Origin of the sequence: Niallia sp. Kr1 (genome assembly GCF_050389805.1) — a bacterium.
In the GTDB taxonomy this organism is placed as follows: Bacteria; Bacillota; Bacilli; order Bacillales; family Cytobacillaceae; genus Bacillus_BD.
In genome coordinates this window covers 3,259,985-3,279,425 of record NZ_CP130945.1, presented here as the reverse complement: position 1 = coordinate 3,279,425, position 19,441 = coordinate 3,259,985, and the positions used below count along the sequence as shown (strand labels likewise).

The window sequence follows — 19,441 nt, the reverse complement described above, 5'->3', positions numbered from 1 at the left end:
AAATGGAAGGAATTATCCCGCTTTATAAACCGAAAGGGATGACATCACATGATTGTGTATTTAAGCTTAGAAAAATTTTAAAAACGAAAAAAATTGGTCATACCGGCACATTAGATCCTGATGTAACTGGTGTATTACCGATTTGTGTTGGAAAAGCAACAAAGGTAGCGGAGTATTTAACAGATGCGGGAAAAGCCTATGAAGGGGAGGTAACTCTTGGCTATTCCACAACGACCGAAGATGTTTCTGGAGAAGTTGTCATGGAAAAGAAAGTAGATCGAGTGATTTTAAAAGAAGAGATTATAAATATTTTTCAATCAATGACGGGAGAATTAACTCAGACACCCCCTATGTTCTCGGCAGTGAAAGTGAATGGTAAGAGACTATATGAATATGCGAGACAAGGGATAGAGGTTGAGCGTCCATCAAGAAAGGTTCAAATTTATTCATTAGAATTATTAGATTCTCGCCATGAATTTAATGGAGAACAAATATCCTTTCGATTTCGGGTAGCATGCAGCAAAGGTACTTATGTTCGTACATTAGCTGTCATGATCGGAGAAGCCTTGGGTTATCCTTCTCATATGTCTGATTTATGTAGAGTTCAGTCTGGAACATTCACGTTAGAGGAGTGTGTGACTTTTGAACAGATTGAAGAAAAAATGAATGAAGAATCAATAGAAGAGATTCTATATCCATTGGAAACAGCATTGAGCCATTTGCCGAAATATGCGATAAATGATAAAATAGCGGAGAAAGTTAAAAATGGGGCAGTCCTTCCCGTTCCACCATCACTTGAGGATGAAAAATCTTTAATTGTTATAGAGTCGGAAGAAGGTCATGCGTTAGCGATTTATTTTCATCATCCCCAAAAACCAGGATTGATGAAACCCTCCAAAGTATTACGTACTGCTCTTTAATCGTTTTCGAAGTATAGAAAAAGGTGAGAAATCGTGAAAGTATGTTATCTAGAATATCCGCACCATGTAAAGCGCGAGGAAATCTCTCAGCTCGTAATGGCACTAGGTTTTTTTGACGGCATTCATTTAGGACATCAAAAAGTAATAAAAACCGCCAAAGAAGAAGCTAAAGCAAGAGGCTTAAAAAGTGCAGTCATGTCTTTTGATCCACATCCTTCTGTTGTTCTTGGAAGAAGTGTAAAACATGTTAAATATATTACCCCCCTTGAAGAAAAAATTAGACTCTTAAGCAGTCTCGAAGTAGACTACTTTTTTGTAGTCCGGTTTACTGAAGCATTTGCCAATCTCCTTCCCCAGGAATTTGTTGATCACTACTTAATTGATTTAAATGTAAAACATGTGGTTGCAGGGTTTGACTATACATATGGAAGATTGGGGAAAGGAACAATGGAAACACTCCCCTTTCATTCTAGAAAGCAATTTACTTTTTCAGTGATTGATAAACTCCAATTTGGCGAAGAAAAAATAAGTTCAACCCTAATTCGTTCTCATATTAAGGATGGAGAAATGGATCAATTACTCCCAATACTCGGACGGTATTATCGTACAAGTGGTACAGTCATACATGGTGAGAAGCGGGGAAGAAAAATCGGGTTTCCAACAGCAAATGTAGATATAGAGCCCCAGTATCTCCTTCCACCTACAGGGGTGTATGCGGTAAAGTTCAAGATTGCTGCTACTGGGAAAGTTTATAACGGTGTTTGTAATGTAGGATATAAACCGACATTTCACAAGGAAAAAGCTGACAAACCATCAGTTGAGGTGTATATTTTTGACTTTGAAGGCAGCATATACGAGGAAAAAGTAACCGTCATTTGGTATCGAAGATTAAGAAGTGAAATGAAATTTTCAGGTATCGATGAATTAACAGCACAAATCGAAAGAGATAAGCAGAATACGAAAGAATACTTCGAAAAAAACACTACAGATACTTGCATTTTGTCATAAAAAGTTGTATTCTTATTAACGTATCAAATGAACCTATACTTGGCATCGCGACTCACCAACGCTTGCTCAGTAGCAGGGGATTATTATTAGGAGGTGAACAGGATGGCAATCACACAAGAACGTAAAAATGAACTGATCAATGAGTACAAAGTACATGAAACTGATACTGGTTCTCCAGAAGTTCAAATCGCTGTCCTAACGGAACAGATTAACACTTTGAATGAACATTTACGTACACATAAGAAGGATCACCATTCACGTCGTGGTCTTTTAAAAATGGTTGGTAAACGTCGTAATTTATTAACTTACTTACGTAATAAAGATGTTCAACGTTACCGTGTATTAATCAATAAACTTGGTCTACGTCGATAGTCGATGAAAAGCGGGAATTTTCCCGCTTTTTTGTTAGCCTAAATTTTTTCCATATTAAGGAAAGTTAGGATTTAACATTTGTAACATAAAGGCTTACATACCGTAATTACTCAATAAAAGAATACCATATAAGGACAAGCAATTTTAATGAGTCGCTTATTTTTTTGAAAAATGGTACATAATATAATTAGCTATACAGATTTGAATAACAAAGCAACGATTATGCTTTTTATTATAGATATGAAATGTTCGGGATAATAACCGTGTTATTAAGGTTGAGAGGAGTTTTAAATGCATGGAACAAGATAAGCATGTATATTCAATAGATTGGTCGGGACGCAAATTAACCGTTGAAATTGGCCAATTAGCTAAACAAGCAAATGGGGCAGTTCTTGTCCGATATGGAGATTCAGCTGTATTAAGTACAGCTACAGCTTCAAAAGAAGCAAAAAATGTGGACTTTTTCCCATTAACAGTTAACTACGAGGAAAGACTTTACGCTGTTGGAAAAATTCCAGGAGGCTTTATTAAAAGAGAAGGCCGTCCTAGTGAGAAGGCCATTTTGGCGAGCCGTTTAATCGATCGCCCAATTCGCCCGTTGTTTGCGGATGGTTTTCGTAATGAAGTACAAGTTGTAAGTTTAATTTTAAGTGTTGATCAAGATTGTTCAACTGAAATGGCGGCCATGTTTGGGTCATCCCTTGCACTTAGTGTTTCAGATATTCCATTTGAGGGACCAATTGCTGGAGTTATTGTTGGTCGTATTGATGGTCAGTTTGTCATTAACCCAACAGTTGAACAACTGGAGAAAAGTGATATTCATTTAACAGTAGCAGGAACAAAAGATGCCATTAACATGGTAGAAGCTGGAGCAGATGAAGTCCCAGAAGAAACGATGCTAGAAGCCATCATGTTTGGTCATGATGAAATCAAGCGTTTAATTGCCTTCCAAGAGCAAATCGTTGCTGAAATTGGAAAAGAAAAAATGGAAGTGGTTCTTGCTGAAGTGGATGCTGAACTAGAATCGGAAGTTCGAGACATATGTGAAACTGAAATGATTCAAGCGATTCAGGTGCAGGAAAAACATGCACGTGAAGAAGCTATAAAGAAAGTCAAAGATGAAGTACTGGCAAAGTATCAAGAAAATGAAGCTGAAGATGAAGTAATTAAACAAGTTAACCAAATTTTAGATAAACTTGTAAAAGGTGAAGTTCGTCGTCTGATTACAGAAGAAAAAATCCGTCCAGATGGTCGTAAAGCAGATGAAATTCGTCCATTATCTTCTGAGGTTGGATTATTACCAAGAACACATGGTTCTGGATTATTTACTCGAGGACAAACACAAGCATTAAGCATTTGTACACTAGGTGCTCTAGGAGACGTGCAAATTTTAGATGGTCTTGGTCTTGAAGAAGAAAAAAGATTCATGCACCACTATAACTTCCCTAATTTTAGCGTAGGGGAAACAGGTCCAATGAGAGGACCAGGTCGACGTGAAATTGGACATGGTGCCCTTGGTGAACGAGCCCTATCAGCTGTGATTCCAGATGAAAAAGAATTTCCATATACCATTCGCCTTGTTGCTGAAGTATTAGAATCGAATGGTTCTACTTCACAAGCAAGTATTTGTGCAGGTACACTAGCGATGATGGATGCGGGAGTTCCAATTAAAGCGCCTGTTGCTGGAATTGCAATGGGTCTTGTCAAATCGGGTGAACATTATACGATTTTAACCGATATTCAAGGAATGGAAGACCATCTTGGGGATATGGACTTTAAAGTAGCTGGTACAGCAAAAGGTGTCACAGCTCTTCAAATGGATATTAAAATTGAAGGGTTATCAAGAGAAATCTTAGAAGAGGCATTACAACAAGCGAAAACAGGTCGTATGCAGATTTTGGAATCAATGCTTTCAACGATTCAAAAGCCACGTGAACAACTATCAGCTTTTGCACCTAAAATCTTAACGATGAAGATTAATCCTGATAAAATCCGTGATGTGATTGGACCAAGTGGTAAACAAATTAACAAAATTATTGAAGAAACTGGCGTAAAAATTGATATTGAGCAAGATGGAACTGTCTTTATTTCATCTACAAATGAAGAAATGAATCAGAAGGCAAAACAGATTATTGAAGATATTGTTCGAGAAGTAGTGGTTGGACAACTTTATCTTGGTAAAGTAAAACGAATAGAAAAGTTTGGTGCGTTTGTTGAAATCTTCCAAGGAAAAGATGGTCTTGTCCATATTTCTGAGCTAGCAGAAGAACGTGTTGGAAAAGTTGAAGATGTAGTAAAAATCGGAGACGAAATGCTAGTTAAGGTAATCGAAATTGATAAACAAGGTCGCGTAAATTTATCAAGAAAAGTAGTTTTGAAAGAACAACGTCAACGTGAAGAAAGTGCTCAAAGTTAATGAGATGATTTTCACTAATTTAGCAGTCAGCGGGTTACCACTGATTGCTTATTTTTTGAATAAATACTATTACCGGTTTTAATAGGATTTCACATGTTCTACCTTGTCCTTCCCATTCATATTTTATATGGAGGAGGATGACAAATGAAAAAATGGTTCATGATCGGTTGTATTTTCTTATTGGCTTTTATGATTGTAAATAATCCATTATCCACAGTGTATATTACAAGCATGAAGGAGGATTCTGTTTTAGTCACAAAGTCTTACGATCCTCTTTATGATGAAATAGAATCAAAGGCAAATGATTTCAAAGTAGAGGCTAGTGATGCAAAAATCGATCAAATATGGAAGGCTCTACCTGGATATAACGGTATGGAAGTGGATGTAAAGGCTTCTTATGACAAAATGAAAAAAGATGGAAAGTTTGACGAAAATAAACTTATTTTTAAGCAGATCACACCTAACATTCATTTGGAGGACCTTCCCCCTTCACCTATTTATAAAGGACATCCTGATAAACCAATGGTCAGTTTTATCATAAATGTAGCATGGGGAAATGAATATTTATCAAGTATGCTAGCAACGTTAAAAAAACATCATGTATCAGCTACTTTTTTCCTTGAAGGTAGATGGGCACAAAAGAATCCTGAATTGGCAAAAATGATCTATGATGCTGGTCATGAAATTGGAAATCATTCCTATACACATCCGGATATGAAAAATATTTCAAATGAAAAAACAAGGCAGGAAATCATCAAAACGAATGAAGTCATTAAAGCTACGACAGGATCCCAACCGACATGGTTCGCCCCCCCAAGCGGGAGTTATCGGGATGCTACAGTTGAAATTGCAGCACAAGAAAATCTTAGGACGATCATGTGGAGTGTCGATACGATTGATTGGCAAAAGCCAGCCCCTAGTGTCTTAATTAATCGGGTCATGTCTAAAGTCCATAATGGGGCTATAATTCTTATGCATCCTACTGCTTCTACAGAACAGTCATTAGATCAATTAATTACACAAATAAAGGCTAAAAACTTGGAGATTGGTACAGTTTCAGAACTACTATCTGAAAATAGGGTATTAAATCAACGTTCTTCAAAGGCTCCGGAAAAGATTAAATAAATTAATTAGAATTATTGGTAAAAGTCAAGTTCTTGGAAAAAATAAGGTCAATAGGATATACTTTACTTCACATAAAGTATTATATAGTAAATTTGAAATAGCATCTTTTGGTTCGGAACAGGAGGAGTTTATTTGATCAAGAAATATACATGTCAAAACGGGGTAAGAGTTGTACTAGAAAATATTCCGACCGTACGATCTGTAGCTATCGGAATTTGGATTGGAACAGGCTCCCGTAATGAAACATTAAGCAATAACGGGATCTCTCATTTCTTGGAACATATGTTCTTTAAGGGAACAAAGACTAGATCTGCTTTAGAAATTGCAGAAGCATTTGACAGCATTGGTGGTCAAGTCAATGCATTTACATCAAAAGAGTATACCTGTTATTATGCAAAAGTATTAGATAACCATGCTCCATTTGCATTAGATGTACTTTCGGATATGTTCTTCAATTCAACTTTTGTGGAAGATGAATTGGTAAAAGAAAAAAATGTCGTTTATGAAGAAATTAAAATGTATGAAGATACACCGGATGATATTGTCCATGACCTATTAAGTAAAGCGATTTACGAAAATCATTCGCTGGGTTATCCCATTTTAGGTACAGAAGAAACACTATCAACTTTCACCGGAAATACCCTAAAAGAGTATATGCATAATATGTATACTCCTGAGCGCGTTGTCATTTCAATCGCAGGAAACATCGAAGAATCCTTTATTAAAGAAGTTGAAAAACGCTTTGGATCTTATGAGGGTGGTAAACGAACCAAGGATGAAGAAAAACCTGCTTTTCATATCAATCAAATTGCAAGGAAAAAAGATACAGAACAAGCGCATCTTTGTATAGGATATGAGGGTCTTCCTGTGGGGCATGATGATATTTATAGTTTAATTATCATGAATAATATTTTGGGCGGCAGTATGAGTAGTCGTCTCTTCCAAGAGGTACGGGAAAAAAGAGGTCTGTCCTATTCTGTATTTTCCTATCATTCAGCATTTGAAGATTCGGGAATTGTAACCATTTATGGTGGAACTGGAGCTAAGCAATTAGGTGTTTTATATGAAACAATTCAAGAAACGTTAGGAAACTTAAAGAGAGATGGAATTACGGATAAAGAACTTTCTAATACGAAAGAGCAATTAAAAGGAAGCTTAATGTTAAGCCTTGAAAGTACCAATAGCCGTATGAGTCGAAATGGAAAGAATGAACTGGTTTTAGGAAGACATCGTTCTCTAGATAAAATGGTTGAACAAATTGACGCTGTATCGAAGGACAGTGTGAATGATATGGCTTCAAGAATCTTTACAGATGATTTCTCTGTATCCTTAATAAGTCCTGAAGGTGAACTACCAAAAGGTTTATAAATCATAAAAACAGTCTAAATTATAGGCTGTTTTTTTGTTTTGTCTGTTCTAAAGGAAAAGGAAGGCTAAGGCGTAGCTGAAGGGAAAGTAAATTGCCGGAGGAATCCACAACCAAAATGCACAAGAGACTTGTCTTAAATAATTAGATTTTAAAAGATAAGGTAGTCTAATCCATTCTATGGTTTAGTATGATTAAATATAGAAATGATTGAGGGAGGAAAATATGAGATTAAGTGAGCTAAGCGGAAAAGAAATCGTGGATGTTAATCGCGCCGAGCGATTAGGCGTTTTGGGTCAAACTGATTTAGAAATTAATGAAAAAAACGGTCAAATTGAAACATTAATCATCCCTTCATTAAAATGGTTTGGCATGAGAAAACAAGGAAATGAAATCCGAGTTAGCTGGAATCAGATTAAAAAAGTCGGCAATGATATGATTATTTTAGATATGGAAAACCTTGAAGAACAGTGACCCCTAAAGGGGTTACTGTTTTTTTGATTTATGGGGAATTTGGGATTTATTTTCTAAATGTAATGAATCAGCCGTCACGGATTTTTACAAAATGACATATGATGTTGAAGTAGTCCCGTAATCTGACTTTAAGGACCATGATGTTTACCTGGAAAATACCATTCTAGTCCTAAACAAAAGAAGGTGAAATTTCATGTTGACAGATATGCAAATTGCCATTATAGGTGGCGATGCAAGACAGCTTGAAGTCGTTCGTAAATTAACTGAATTAGATGCAAAGTTATCACTCGTCGGCTTTGAGCAGTTGGATCATGCTTTTACAGGAGCAAGTAAAGAAAAGATAGAGGACCTTGACTTTTCACAATTGGATGCCATCATTTTACCAGTTGCTGGCACTACAGCAGATGGTCATGTAGATACCATTTTTTCAAATGAAAAAATTAAGTTACTAGAAGAGATGGTGGAGAAAACCCCACAACATTGTACAATTTTTTCTGGTATTACAAATCCTTATTTGCAAAATATCATTGATAATACGAAACGCCGTCATGTATTACTGTTTAGCCGTGACGATGTAGCGATCTATAATTCGATTCCTACAGTTGAAGGCACTATCATGATGGCCATCCAACACACGGATATTACCATTCATGGATCGAATGTTACTGTGCTAGGACTTGGAAGAGTGGGAATGAGTGTTGCTCGCACTTTCCATTTACTAGGTGCAAAAGTTAAAGTCGGAGCAAGAAAGCCAGAACATATTGCTCGTGTTACAGAGATGGGATTAACTCCATTTCATTTAGATGATTTAGCCAATATGGTTTCAGATACAGATATTTTAATTAATACGATTCCACATTTAGTCGTAACTGCAAAAGTAATCGCCAAATTGCCTGTAAATACATTAATTATTGACCTTGCTTCGAAGCCAGGTGGAACAGATTTTAGATACGCAGAAAAAAGAGGGGTAAAAGCCTTATTGGCACCAAGTTTGCCAGGTATCGTAGCTCCAAAAACTGCTGGAGCGATTTTAGCCAATGTCCTTTCACAATTACTAGAAGAAGTATATGAAAATCGAAAGGAGCAATCATGATGAATTTAAAAGGAAAACGAATTGGTTTTGGTTTAACGGGTTCTCATTGTACCTATGATGCAGTTTTCCCTGAAATTGAAAGATTGGTAAATGCAGGTGCTGAAGTAGTTCCAGTCGTTACGTTTACGGTAAAAAATACGACAACACGTTTTGGAAAAGGGGAAGACTGGATTCAGCGCATTGAAGAAGTAACGGGTAATAAGATCATTGATTCGATTGTTGCAGCTGAGCCACTAGGACCTAGAATTCCTGTAGATTGTATGGTTATTGCCCCATTAACAGGTGCAAGTATGAGTAAATTTGCAAATGCCTTATCTGATAGCCCGGTCTTAATGGCAGCTAAGGCAACTTTAAGAAATCAAAAACCAGTAGTTTTAGGGATTTCTACTAACGATGCTTTAGGATTAAACGGGATAAATTTAATGAGGCTAATGTCAACAAAAAATATCTATTTTATCCCGTATGGGCAAGATGACCCAGTAAATAAACCAAACTCAATGGTTGCAAGAATGCCGCTGTTATTAGATACGGTAGAAGCTGCATTAGAAGGGAAACAACTTCAACCAGTGCTCGTTGAACGCTTTAAAGATGAAAACTAGTTTTTTTAAATAAAAAGATTTCTTTAAAATTTTATTGTGATAAAATATATGAAAGTGTTACAAAGATAGGCGAAAGTTTCTAACCTCGCCTTCTTTGTATATTTCTTGGAAACAGGATATGAACTTTAGAATTTGTTGTTGAAGATTCAGGTTCGTCACTATATCATATAGTCAGACTATTTCCAGAATATTTTTTTGATTTGAAAGGGGAATAAATGATGGAACAGAAAAAAGGCTTTCATGTAGCAGTAGTTGGAGCAACTGGAGCAGTTGGACAGCAAATAATCAAAACACTGGAAAATAGAAAATTTCCGATTTCACAATTATCATTACTATCTTCAGCTCGTTCTGCAGGTAAAAAGGTAGAAGTGAATGGAATAGAATATACGATTCAGGAAGCAAAACCTGATAGTTTTGAAGGGGTAGACATCGCCTTGTTTAGTGCAGGCGGCAGTGTGTCAAAAGAATTAGCATCCCATGCAGTTAAACACGGTGCAATCGTTGTTGACAACACGAGTGCATATCGAATGGATGAAAAGGTACCGTTAGTTGTACCAGAAGTAAATGAAAAGGATCTTTTAAATCATAACGGGATCATTGCAAATCCTAATTGTTCAACGATTCAAATGGTCGTAGCACTTGAACCAATCAAACAACAATTCGGATTAAAGAAAATCATTGTATCAACATACCAAGCTGTTTCAGGTTCTGGAGCGGTTGCAGTTGATGAATTAACAGAGCAATCAAAAGCCATTTTAAATGATGAGCCATTTGAGCCAGCAATTTTACCAGTTAAAAGTGATAAGAAACACTATCAAATTGCATTTAATGCGATTCCACAAATCGATGTATTCCAAGATAATGGCTTTACCTATGAAGAAATGAAAATGATTAATGAAACGAAAAAAATCATGCATGACCCACAAATTCAAGTGGCGGCAACATGTGTACGTATACCAGTCGCAGTAGGACACTCGGAGTCAGTCTATGTAGAGGTTGAAAAGTCTGGGGTTACTGTTGAAGAACTAAAAGAGTTATTAAAGAATTCACCTGGTGTCGTTCTTCAAGATGACCCAGCTAATCAAGTATATCCAATGCCAGCAGATTCTGTAGGCTCTCAAGATGTTTTTGTTGGTCGAATTCGCAAAGATTTAGATAACGATAAGGGATTCCACCTTTGGGTCGTATCTGATAATTTATTAAAAGGTGCTGCTTGGAACTCTGTCCAAATCGCAGAAAGCCTGATTAAACTTGGATTGGTAAAGTAAAGAAAGACTAGTTTTTGTTTCTTGAACATGGTATATTCATCTACATTGACTCCATGCCTATTATTTCATCAAAGATAATAACAAAATTAGAAATTCATCATAGTATGGATCTTAGAGGTGTAGCAATGAAAATAATTGTCCAAAAGTTCGGTGGAACTTCTGTTCGAGATGAAAACGGAAGAAAACATGCAAAAAAACATATTGAAGCAGCTTTAAAAGAAGGCTACAAAGTTGTGGTTGTTGTATCTGCTATGGGTCGAAAGGGAGATCCATATGCAACAGACACATTGCTTTCACTTATTTCTTCACCAGATCGTTTGATTTCCAACCGTGAAACAGATCTATTAATTTCGTGTGGAGAAATTATTTCAAGTGTGGTTTTTACGGATATGTTATTAAGTGAAGGAATTACAGCGACAGCCTTAACTGGAGCTCAAGCTGGCTTTTTAACCAATAGTGATCATACCAATGCAAGAATTGTTGAAATGAAATGTGAACGACTGTTAAATGAATTAAATCAACATGATGTAGTTGTCGTCGCAGGATTTCAAGGTCAGACCAAAAATGGTGATATGACCACGATTGGAAGGGGAGGCAGTGATACCTCTGCCGCTGCGATTGGTGCAGCGATTAACGCAGATTTTATCGATATTTTTACAGATGTTGATGGAATTATGACTGCAGATCCTCGAATAGCAGAACATGCACGTCCATTATCTGTTGTAACGTATACAGAGGTTTGTAATATGGCTTATCAAGGAGCAAAAGTGATCCATCCCCGTGCAGTTGAAATTGCTGAACAGGCAAAAGTACCGATTCGAATTCGATCGACGTATTCGGATCATAAAGGAACATTGATTACAAATATTTACCATGATCGAGTCATAAAGGATCGTACGGTAACCGGTATAGCCCATTTACCCAACGTAACGCAAATAAAAGTCTTTGCAAAAGAAGGTCAATATGACTTACAAACAAGAGTTTTTAAAGCAATGGCCAATGAGAAAATTAGTGTGGATTTTATCAATATTTCACCTAATCAAGTCGTTTACACGGTTACAGAGGAAATGACGAATAAGGCTGTTTCTATTTTAAATGCTCTAGGCTACGAACTCGAAATAGAGCCGGAATGTGCGAAAGTATCTGTAGTTGGTGCGGGAATGGCAGGTGTTCCTGGAGTAACGTCCAAAATTGTTGAGGCTCTATCCAAAAATGGTATTAGAATTTTACAGTCGGCTGATAGTCATACAACAATTTGGATACTAGTTAAACAGGTAGATTTAGTCGCAGCCATTAATGCCTTGCACAATACTTTCGAATTAGAGAAAGAACATAATGAAGATGAAGATGAGAATTAGATGATATGATCTAATTGGGAAGGAGTGGTTGTATGGTTCGATTTGGTCGAATTGCAACAGCTATGGTGACTCCATTTGATCGCAGGGGACATATCGATTTTTCTAAAACAACTCAACTAGTCAACCATTTAATTGCAAATGGAAGTGAGTCTTTAGTTGTATGTGGTACAACGGGTGAATCACCGACATTATCCAAAGAGGAAAAATTAGCTTTAATCGGTCATGTAGTGAAAGTCGCCGACAAAAGAGTTCCAGTTATCGCAGGAACAGGAAGCTACAATACTTATGAGTCTATTCAATTAACCAAAAAGGCTGAAGAATTAGGTGCAGATGCGGTAATGCTTGTTGCTCCGTATTATAACAAACCGAATCAAGAGGGTCTTTATCAACATTTTAAGACAATCGCGGAAAATACAAATTTACCTATTTTACTTTATAATATTCCAGGTCGATCGGTTATTAATATTGAACCAAAAACGATTATACGTTTGTCGCAAATTAAAAATATCGTAGCTGTTAAAGAAGCGAGCGGCAATTTGAATAATATGACTGAGATACTTGCAAATACACCAGATGATTTTGAATTGTATACAGGGGACGATGGAAATACGCTTCCTGTTTTATCAATTGGTGGCTCAGGTGTAATCTCTGTTTCCTCCCATATCATTGGAAGTGAGATGCAGGAAATGATAACTATGTTTTTGGATGGAAAGATTATGGAAGCCGCAAAGCTTCATCAAAAATTGCTCCCACTCATGGTTGAATTGTTCAAGGCACCAAATCCAGTACCTGTCAAAACTGCTTTACAAATGAAAGGTCTTGACGTCGGGACGGTTCGTCTCCCACTCATCCCTTTAACAGAGCAGGAAAGATTATCATTAAGTAAAATATTATAATTGATTAATCGAGAAAACCCAGTCAGTTTTTATGACTGGGTTTTTCTATTTGAACCCTCTTCTTTCATATTTCATTGTTGTAATGGTTTTCTGAAATCAAGTATAATAGAGGTATCTGATTTCGATCGGCGTATTACAACATAGGAGGAAGCTGGATTTGAAGACAAGAGAAAATGAAAATATTAAGCTTATTGCTTTAGGGGGAGTAGGCGAGATTGGCAAAAATATGTACGTGGTGGAAGTGGATGAAGATATTTTTGTCATTGACGCTGGTTTAATGTTCCCTGAAAATGAAATGCTCGGAATAGATATCGTAATTCCAGATTATAGTTATTTAATTCAAAATGAAAGTAGAGTTAAAGGAGTTTTTCTAACACATGGTCATGAGGACCATATCGGTGGTTTATCCTATCTTCTTAGAAAGATTGACGTACCCGTTTATGCAACGAAACTTACGATTGCTTTTGCCCAAGTTAAAATGAAGGAACAAGAATTTTACCAAAAAGTCCAATTTAACGAAATTACATCTGACTCGGTTATAGAATTTGATTCGGCTAGAATTTCATTCTTTAGAGTTAATCATAATATCCCTGATTCAGTAGCCATTTGCATCCACACGTCAAAAGGGGTTATCGTTCACACAGGTGACTTTAAATTTGACCAATCGGCAAGTGATTTATATAAGCCAGAAATAGGAAAAATGGTAGAGATTGGGGAAAAAGGGGTTCTATGTTTATTATCTGATAGTACAGATGCAGAAAAACCTGGATATACTTTATCTGAGGCTGTTGTTGCAAAGGAAATGAATGATGCTTTTTATAATGCAAAAGGTCGAATTATTGCAGCATGTTTTGCATCAGATTTGTATCGGATTCAGCATATCTTTGATGCCGCATATGAAAGTAGACGTAAAGTGGCAATTGTTGGGAAAAGCCTACAAATGATTTTTGATATTGGCTTAAAATTAGACTATTTACATGTCCATGATGAGATCATCATACCGATTTCTGAAATTAAAAATTATCCTGAAGATGAAATTGTCATCTTAACAACTGGAAAATTGGGCGAGCCGCTAGAAGTCTTACAAAAAATGGCTAAACAAACTCACAAGCAAGTGAATATTCAAAAAGGGGATACAGTTGTTTTTGCTGTTTACGCCATAAGAGGGAATGAATTACTAATTTCTAAAACAGTTGATATGCTGTATCGAGCAGGAGCCATTGTATTAGGTGGTAAAAAATCTTATCACACTTCTAGTCATGGAAGCCAAGAAGAATTAAAATTCATGATCAACCTCATGAAACCGAGATTCTTGGTTCCAGTCCATGGAGATTATAAAGCGTTGAAAGCACATGCGAGTATAGCAAAAGAATGTGGTCTAACTGACGATCGGATTTATATCCCAGAAAAGGGGGAAGTGGTTGAATTTAAAAATGATCGAATTCGCCCAGGTGGTAAAGTCCCTGCCGGCAATGTATTAATTGATGGTAGTGGAGTTGGAGATGTAGGAAATATTGTCCTACGAGATCGAAAATTACTATCACAAGATGGGATTTTAATTGTGGTCGTTACGTTAAATAAAAAGGAAAAGAAAATTTCATCAGGTCCTGAAATTATTTCAAGGGGCTTTGTGTACGTCAGAGAATCTGAAAAACTACTGGAAGAAGCTTCAAGTCGTGTTCGTGCAATTGTTGAACAAAGCATCTTAAGAGATACTTTTGATTGGTCTATGATTAAACAGGATATGCGTGATAGTCTGAATCAATATTTATATGAAAAAACAAAACGTCGTCCTATGATCTTACCTATTATCATGGAAGTTAAATAATTATATTTAAGGCTGACTCCTCTTGTTTCGAGTCAGCCTTGTTTCACACCCTTAAAAATGAATAAAAGTGCTATATTCTAATAGATGGAGGAGGTTATTGGATGGATTTATTACATGTAATCAATAAAATAAAAGAACATAGCCCCAACATACTTGGTCACCAAGAGTTTCAAAAATATGCCGTATTATTGCCGCTTATAACAAAAGAAAATGAGACTCATATTTTGTTTGAAGTTCGATCCATGAATTTAAGAAGACAGCCTGGTGAAATTTGTTTTCCGGGTGGAAGAATTGAAAAGGAAGATTTGAGCCCATGTCAATGTGCCATTCGTGAAACCTCAGAAGAACTAGGTATTAATGAAGACGATATTGAAAATGTATGGCCACTCGATGTTATGGTTAATGCGACAGGTAATATTATTTATCCCTTTGTGGGTACCATTAAAAATCCAGAAAAAATTAAACCAAATGAATGGGAAGTGGGTGAGGTATTTACCGTGCCGTTAACCTATTTTCTAAACAATGACCCAGAAGTATATAAAATCCATTTTAAAGTAGTTCCAGAAGAAGATTTTCCTGTTGACCTATTAGTTGGTGGAGAAAATTATAAATGGCAGATTCGCCATAAAGATGAATATTTTTACAAATATAATGGAAAAGTGATTTGGGGATTAACTGCTAAAATATTAGTCCATTTCTTGTCCATTTTAAAAAACAACGAATGATAACGTGGAACTTCCACCAGTAGTGATTTCCACTGATGGTTAGTTGAGACTAGCAGCAAGCCCTTCACACAGACGTTGAAGACGGTTCCGTAGGCAAAGCTAGTCTGTGCATATCTTTCTCGGATCTTTACTGTCAGTTGGTTCCTACCTATCAACAATAGGTAATTCCTTTGTACGTTGAAGTAGGACCTTACTGCCAGTTAAGAAGGGATAAAAAACTATCTCCTTTGCATGAAAAGGGAAAGTATATCTCATACTAAACTTATATGTCTAAGAAGGGAGATTTTTCGTTTATGGATAAGGAGAAGGTAAGAAGTGAAGGGCAAGAACAACCTAAAGAGGATCAACCACCAAGCTTAATAGAGAAAATACAGCAACTTGGACAAACAAATGTACCACAGATGGCACAAGATTCTAAGATTCATTGTCTTACGATTATTGGTCAGGTTGAAGGTCATCTTGCCTTACCCCCTCAAAATAAAACAACGAAATATGAACATATTATCCCGCAACTTGTTGCGATCGAACAAAATCCTAAAATTGAGGGATTGTTGGTCATATTAAACACGGTTGGTGGTGATGTGGAGGCAGGTCTAGCAATTTCAGAAATGTTAGCCTCTTTGTCAAAACCAACGGTATCCATTGTTTTAGGAGGAGGTCACTCAATTGGCGTTCCTATTGCTGTTTCATGTGATTATAGTTTTATTGCTGAAACAGCAACGATGACCATTCATCCAATTCGATTAACTGGACTTGTGATTAGCGTACCGCAAACCTTTGAATATTTAGATAAAATGCAAGATCGTGTGATCCGATTTGTTACAAAACATTCTGCAATAAGTGAAGAGGATTTTAAAGATCTCATGTTTGCAAAGGGAAATCTAACAAGAGATATTGGAACAAACGTGATTGGGATGGATGCGGTTAACTCAGGTCTCATTGATGCTGTTGGTGGAATTGGAGAAGCTATGAGTAAATTAAATGAGTTAATCGAGCTTAAAAATAAGCAAAATGGACAAGAAAATGAGGGACTTGTACAATGATTTTATATACAACAATGCCTCAGGAACTAATATTTCAGACTGATGAGATGGAATATGGAAAGCAAACGATGATTGATTACGGAGGAGTTCCATTGTTAGTTGAAATGGATGATAACCATGATTATCGTGTTATTCGGATTATGAGCAGTGATCCTTGTGATTATTTAGATGAACGTTATTGTCCTGGCACTATATTATCTAATAAAAAGTTTTAACTTCCCTCAGCAGAAGTCTTTAACGATTCTAGGTGGCCGAGATGAACGCAAGCATTAATCGATTAAGTGGGCGTTAACCCTAAGCTGAATGAAGTTAAAGCCTCCGGGTTATGTCTCGAATTTTTTAAGGGAATTTCTCGAGCGAGCTCAAAGGTTGTATCCGGACCAAAGTTCAACGAGTCAAATTGATCGCACTGAAGAATCTGGCATATATGGAGAATTTTTTCAATAGGGCATGTATGTTCGGTGTTTTGTATGATATAATAGGGTTACTGTTAAGAGAAAGCAGCCAATAGGCTGCTTTCTTCCTTTAAATTATATGTTAAGGTGTGTGTGATTCATGGCCAAAAGAAAAAGGCGGCAATCTAAGAGTAGAGATCATCTTAAGCAAACCATTAAGTATGAATTAGTTGCCTTGTTGCTAGTATCACTAGCTATCATTTCAATGGCGGAATTAGGTGCTGTAGGAAAAACAATTGTACAATTTTTCCGTTTTTTCATTGGTGAATGGTATATGGTTGCTCTGCTCGGGATGATTGTATATGGTGGATATTTAATGTGGAAACGTGAAAGACCCTATTTGTTTTCAAATAAATTAATTGGTATATACATCATTTTCTCCTCGTTATTTCTCTTAAGTCATGTTACCCTTTTTCAACTTCTTTCAAATGGTAATCAATTCGTAAATCCTAGTGTTATTTCAAATACTTGGGATTTATTTTGGATGGAGGTATTCGGGGAGTCGAAGCCAACAGATTTAGGTGGCGGAATGGTAGGAGCGGTTTTATTTGCACTATTCTATTATTTATTTGACGAAGCAGGAACGCAATTAATTGGGTTTGTTTTGATCATAATCGGTATTATTTTATTAACTGGGAAGACATTTGGACAGACCATCCTTGCTTTTATCATGTCCATTTTCAAGTGGCTGAAGAAACATTGGGTTGCCTTTAAGGGTGATTTATCAAATTGGAAGCAGCATTGGAAGATAAATCGTACAGAGAAGAAAGAGACTGAGAAAAAGAAACCATTAATTGTTGAAAAGAAATCAACCGACCCTGACATCATTGAACCTATGCCAGAAGAAGCTAGACCTGAACCGATCATTTCTAGTTTTACGGATAAAGTATATCCTGCAAATGGTGAATCCGAATCTCATGAACCTGAAACGGAGAAAAATACTACTGTAGACCATGAGGAGGAGGAAGAAGCACCACCAATTACTTTTACAGAGGTTGAAAATGTTGATTATGAATTACCTCCAATGAATCTTTTAAAGAAGCCACCGCATACTGACCAAAGCGGAGAGTATAAAATGATTCATGAAAATGCGGCAAAACTAGAGCGAACCTTCCAAAGCTTTGGTGTTAAAGCAAACGTCACGCAAGTTCATCTTGGACCAGCTGTTACCAAATATGAAGTACATCCAAGTGCAGGTGTGAAAGTAAGTAAAATTGTGAGTTTAACAGATGACTTAGCGCTTGCGTTAGCTGCTAAAGACATTCGGATGGAGGCTCCTATTCCAGGAAAGTCTGCGATTGGAATTGAAGTTCCAAATACGGAAGTAGCGATGGTTTCCCTTAGAGAAGTAATTGAGGCAAATCCAAACGATAAGCCAGATTCAAAGTTAATGATTGGATTAGGTCGTGATATAACAGGTGAAGCAGTTCTTGCAGAATTAAATAAGATGCCGCACTTACTTGTTGCAGGAGCGACAGGTAGCGGAAAAAGTGTCTGTATAAACGGGATCATTACAAGTATTCTCATGCGGGCTAAGCCACATGAAGTTAAGCTCATGATGATTGATCCGAAAATGGTGGAATTAAATGTTTATAACGGAATTCCCCATTTACTAGCACCCGTGGTTACAAATGCGAAAAAAGCCTCTCAAGCATTAAAAAAGGTAGTCGAGGAAATGGAAAGAAGATATGATTTGTTTGCGCATTCTGGTACTAGAAATATCGAGGGGTATAACGATCATATAAGAAAACATAATGCTTCAGAAGAAGTACAACAGCCACTTTTGCCATATATCGTCGTTATTGTAGACGAGCTTGCCGATTTAATGATGGTAGCTTCATCTGATGTGGAGGATTCGATTACTCGTTTGGCGCAAATGGCACGTGCTGCAGGGATTCATTTAATTATTGCAACACAACGTCCTTCTGTAGATGTTATTACCGGTGTAATTAAAGCAAACATTCCTTCACGAATTGCTTTTGCTGTTTCATCAGCTGTGGATTCAAGAACCATTTTAGATATGGGAGGAGCAGAAAAGTTATTAGGTAGGGGGGATATGTTATTCCATCCTGTTGGTGCATCAAAACCTGTTCGAATTCAAGGTGCTTTTCTATCAGATGAAGAAGTACAGGAAATCGTTGATTTTGTAATTGACCAACAGAAGGCGCAATATCAAGAAAACATGATCCCTGATGATATTCCTGAAACAAAGGGTGAAGTTGATGACGAGCTCTATGGAGATGCAGTCGATTTAGTGATTGAAATGCAAACGGCTTCTGTATCCATGCTTCAAAGAAGATTTCGAATTGGTTATACAAGAGCGGCCAGATTAATAGATGAGATGGAAGCTAGAGGGATTGTTGGTCCTTACGAAGGTAGTAAGCCGCGAGCTGTACTAGTTGGCAAACAGTCAGAAGATATAAGTTAAATAAGAAAAAGTGCAGATGAATGGTCTGCACTTTTTTTAGTTATATTAGCTAATAGACAAATTATAA

General features: G+C 36.7%; 17 protein-coding genes. All 17 read left to right on the top strand.

Annotation, left to right across the window (positions count from 1 at the left end):
- Nucleotides 1-2 precede the first annotated feature (2 nt).
- The 17 genes from truB (at nt 3) to Q5760_RS15900 (ending at nt 19,374) form a co-directional block, all read left to right on the top strand.
- Nucleotides 3-920: a tRNA pseudouridine(55) synthase TruB gene (truB, locus tag Q5760_RS15980; protein ID WP_428908620.1), complete on the top strand. Its 918-nt coding sequence runs from the start codon at nt 3-5 to the stop codon at nt 918-920.
- 33 nt (nt 921-953) lie between these two features.
- Entirely contained in the window at nt 954-1,928 is a 975-nt protein-coding gene (gene ribF / locus Q5760_RS15975) for a bifunctional riboflavin kinase/FAD synthetase (protein ID WP_428908619.1), read from the top strand.
- A 102-nt stretch (nt 1,929-2,030) separates the two neighbouring features.
- Entirely contained in the window at nt 2,031-2,300 is a 270-nt protein-coding gene (rpsO, locus tag Q5760_RS15970; protein WP_428908618.1) for a 30S ribosomal protein S15, read from the top strand.
- Between the two features lie 295 nt (nt 2,301-2,595).
- Complete coding sequence (gene pnp, locus Q5760_RS15965; protein ID WP_428908617.1) at nt 2,596-4,716, top strand: polyribonucleotide nucleotidyltransferase; 2,121 nt, start codon at nt 2,596-2,598, stop codon at nt 4,714-4,716.
- 144 nt (nt 4,717-4,860) lie between these two features.
- Nucleotides 4,861-5,841: a polysaccharide deacetylase family protein gene (locus Q5760_RS15960; RefSeq protein ID WP_428908616.1), complete on the top strand. Its 981-nt coding sequence runs from the start codon at nt 4,861-4,863 to the stop codon at nt 5,839-5,841.
- Between the two features lie 132 nt (nt 5,842-5,973).
- A complete protein-coding gene (locus Q5760_RS15955; protein ID WP_428908615.1) occupies nt 5,974-7,209 on the top strand; it encodes a M16 family metallopeptidase in 1,236 nt (411 codons plus the stop codon).
- A gap of 223 nt (nt 7,210-7,432) precedes the next feature.
- Nucleotides 7,433-7,681, top strand: a complete 249-nt coding sequence (locus tag Q5760_RS15950; RefSeq protein ID WP_428908614.1) for a YlmC/YmxH family sporulation protein — start codon at nt 7,433-7,435, stop codon at nt 7,679-7,681.
- A 193-nt stretch (nt 7,682-7,874) separates the two neighbouring features.
- The gene (dpaA, locus tag Q5760_RS15945; RefSeq protein WP_428908613.1) at nt 7,875-8,774 is read left to right on the top strand and encodes a dipicolinic acid synthetase subunit A; all 900 of its coding nucleotides are present in this window, start codon (nt 7,875-7,877) and stop codon (nt 8,772-8,774) included.
- Nucleotides 8,774-9,373: a dipicolinate synthase subunit B gene (gene dpaB, locus Q5760_RS15940; protein ID WP_428908612.1), complete on the top strand. Its 600-nt coding sequence runs from the start codon at nt 8,774-8,776 to the stop codon at nt 9,371-9,373. Before dpaA ends, dpaB begins: the two co-directional genes overlap by 1 nt.
- A 218-nt stretch (nt 9,374-9,591) precedes the next feature.
- Nucleotides 9,592-10,641: an aspartate-semialdehyde dehydrogenase gene (gene asd, locus Q5760_RS15935; protein ID WP_428908611.1), complete on the top strand. Its 1,050-nt coding sequence runs from the start codon at nt 9,592-9,594 to the stop codon at nt 10,639-10,641.
- A gap of 125 nt (nt 10,642-10,766) precedes the next feature.
- A complete protein-coding gene (gene dapG, locus Q5760_RS15930) occupies nt 10,767-11,999 on the top strand; it encodes an aspartate kinase (protein WP_428908610.1) in 1,233 nt (410 codons plus the stop codon).
- Nucleotides 12,000-12,031: 32 nt separating this feature from the next.
- Nucleotides 12,032-12,895, top strand: coding sequence for a 4-hydroxy-tetrahydrodipicolinate synthase (gene dapA, locus Q5760_RS15925; protein ID WP_428908609.1), 864 nt, complete (start codon nt 12,032-12,034; stop codon nt 12,893-12,895).
- 157 nt (nt 12,896-13,052) lie between these two features.
- Nucleotides 13,053-14,723, top strand: a complete 1,671-nt coding sequence (locus Q5760_RS15920) for a ribonuclease J (protein ID WP_428908608.1) — start codon at nt 13,053-13,055, stop codon at nt 14,721-14,723.
- Nucleotides 14,724-14,824: 101 nt separating this feature from the next.
- Nucleotides 14,825-15,448, top strand: a complete 624-nt coding sequence (locus tag Q5760_RS15915; RefSeq protein WP_428908607.1) for an NUDIX hydrolase — start codon at nt 14,825-14,827, stop codon at nt 15,446-15,448.
- A 293-nt stretch (nt 15,449-15,741) separates the two neighbouring features.
- The gene (locus Q5760_RS15910) at nt 15,742-16,491 is read left to right on the top strand and encodes a ClpP family protease (protein ID WP_428912604.1); all 750 of its coding nucleotides are present in this window, start codon (nt 15,742-15,744) and stop codon (nt 16,489-16,491) included.
- Between the two features lie 14 nt (nt 16,492-16,505).
- Nucleotides 16,506-16,706: a YlzJ-like family protein gene (locus Q5760_RS15905; protein WP_428908606.1), complete on the top strand. Its 201-nt coding sequence runs from the start codon at nt 16,506-16,508 to the stop codon at nt 16,704-16,706.
- A gap of 340 nt (nt 16,707-17,046) precedes the next feature.
- A complete protein-coding gene (locus Q5760_RS15900) occupies nt 17,047-19,374 on the top strand; it encodes a DNA translocase FtsK (RefSeq protein ID WP_428908605.1) in 2,328 nt (775 codons plus the stop codon).
- Nucleotides 19,375-19,441: the final 67 nt, after the last annotated feature.

Bases quoted from the DNA above. Each gene is read 5' to 3' on its own strand.
- truB (WP_428908620.1), top strand. From the start codon at position 3: ATGGAAGGAATTATCCCGCTTTATAAACCGAAAGGGATGACATCACAT.
- Q5760_RS15905 (WP_428908606.1), top strand. From the start codon at position 16,506: ATGCCTCAGGAACTAATATTTCAGACTGATGAGATGGAATATGGAAAG.
- dpaA (WP_428908613.1), top strand. From the start codon at position 7,875: ATGTTGACAGATATGCAAATTGCCATTATAGGTGGCGATGCAAGACAG.
- Q5760_RS15900 (WP_428908605.1), top strand. From the start codon at position 17,047: ATGGCCAAAAGAAAAAGGCGGCAATCTAAGAGTAGAGATCATCTTAAG.
- asd (WP_428908611.1), top strand. From the start codon at position 9,592: ATGGAACAGAAAAAAGGCTTTCATGTAGCAGTAGTTGGAGCAACTGGA.
- dapA (WP_428908609.1), top strand. From the start codon at position 12,032: ATGGTTCGATTTGGTCGAATTGCAACAGCTATGGTGACTCCATTTGAT.
- Q5760_RS15910 (WP_428912604.1), top strand. From the start codon at position 15,742: ATGGATAAGGAGAAGGTAAGAAGTGAAGGGCAAGAACAACCTAAAGAG.
- dpaB (WP_428908612.1), top strand. From the start codon at position 8,774: ATGAATTTAAAAGGAAAACGAATTGGTTTTGGTTTAACGGGTTCTCAT.
- pnp (WP_428908617.1), top strand. From the start codon at position 2,596: ATGGAACAAGATAAGCATGTATATTCAATAGATTGGTCGGGACGCAAA.
- Q5760_RS15960 (WP_428908616.1), top strand. From the start codon at position 4,861: ATGAAAAAATGGTTCATGATCGGTTGTATTTTCTTATTGGCTTTTATG.
- Q5760_RS15950 (WP_428908614.1), top strand. From the start codon at position 7,433: ATGAGATTAAGTGAGCTAAGCGGAAAAGAAATCGTGGATGTTAATCGC.
- rpsO (WP_428908618.1), top strand. From the start codon at position 2,031: ATGGCAATCACACAAGAACGTAAAAATGAACTGATCAATGAGTACAAA.
- dapG (WP_428908610.1), top strand. From the start codon at position 10,767: ATGAAAATAATTGTCCAAAAGTTCGGTGGAACTTCTGTTCGAGATGAA.
- Q5760_RS15915 (WP_428908607.1), top strand. From the start codon at position 14,825: ATGGATTTATTACATGTAATCAATAAAATAAAAGAACATAGCCCCAAC.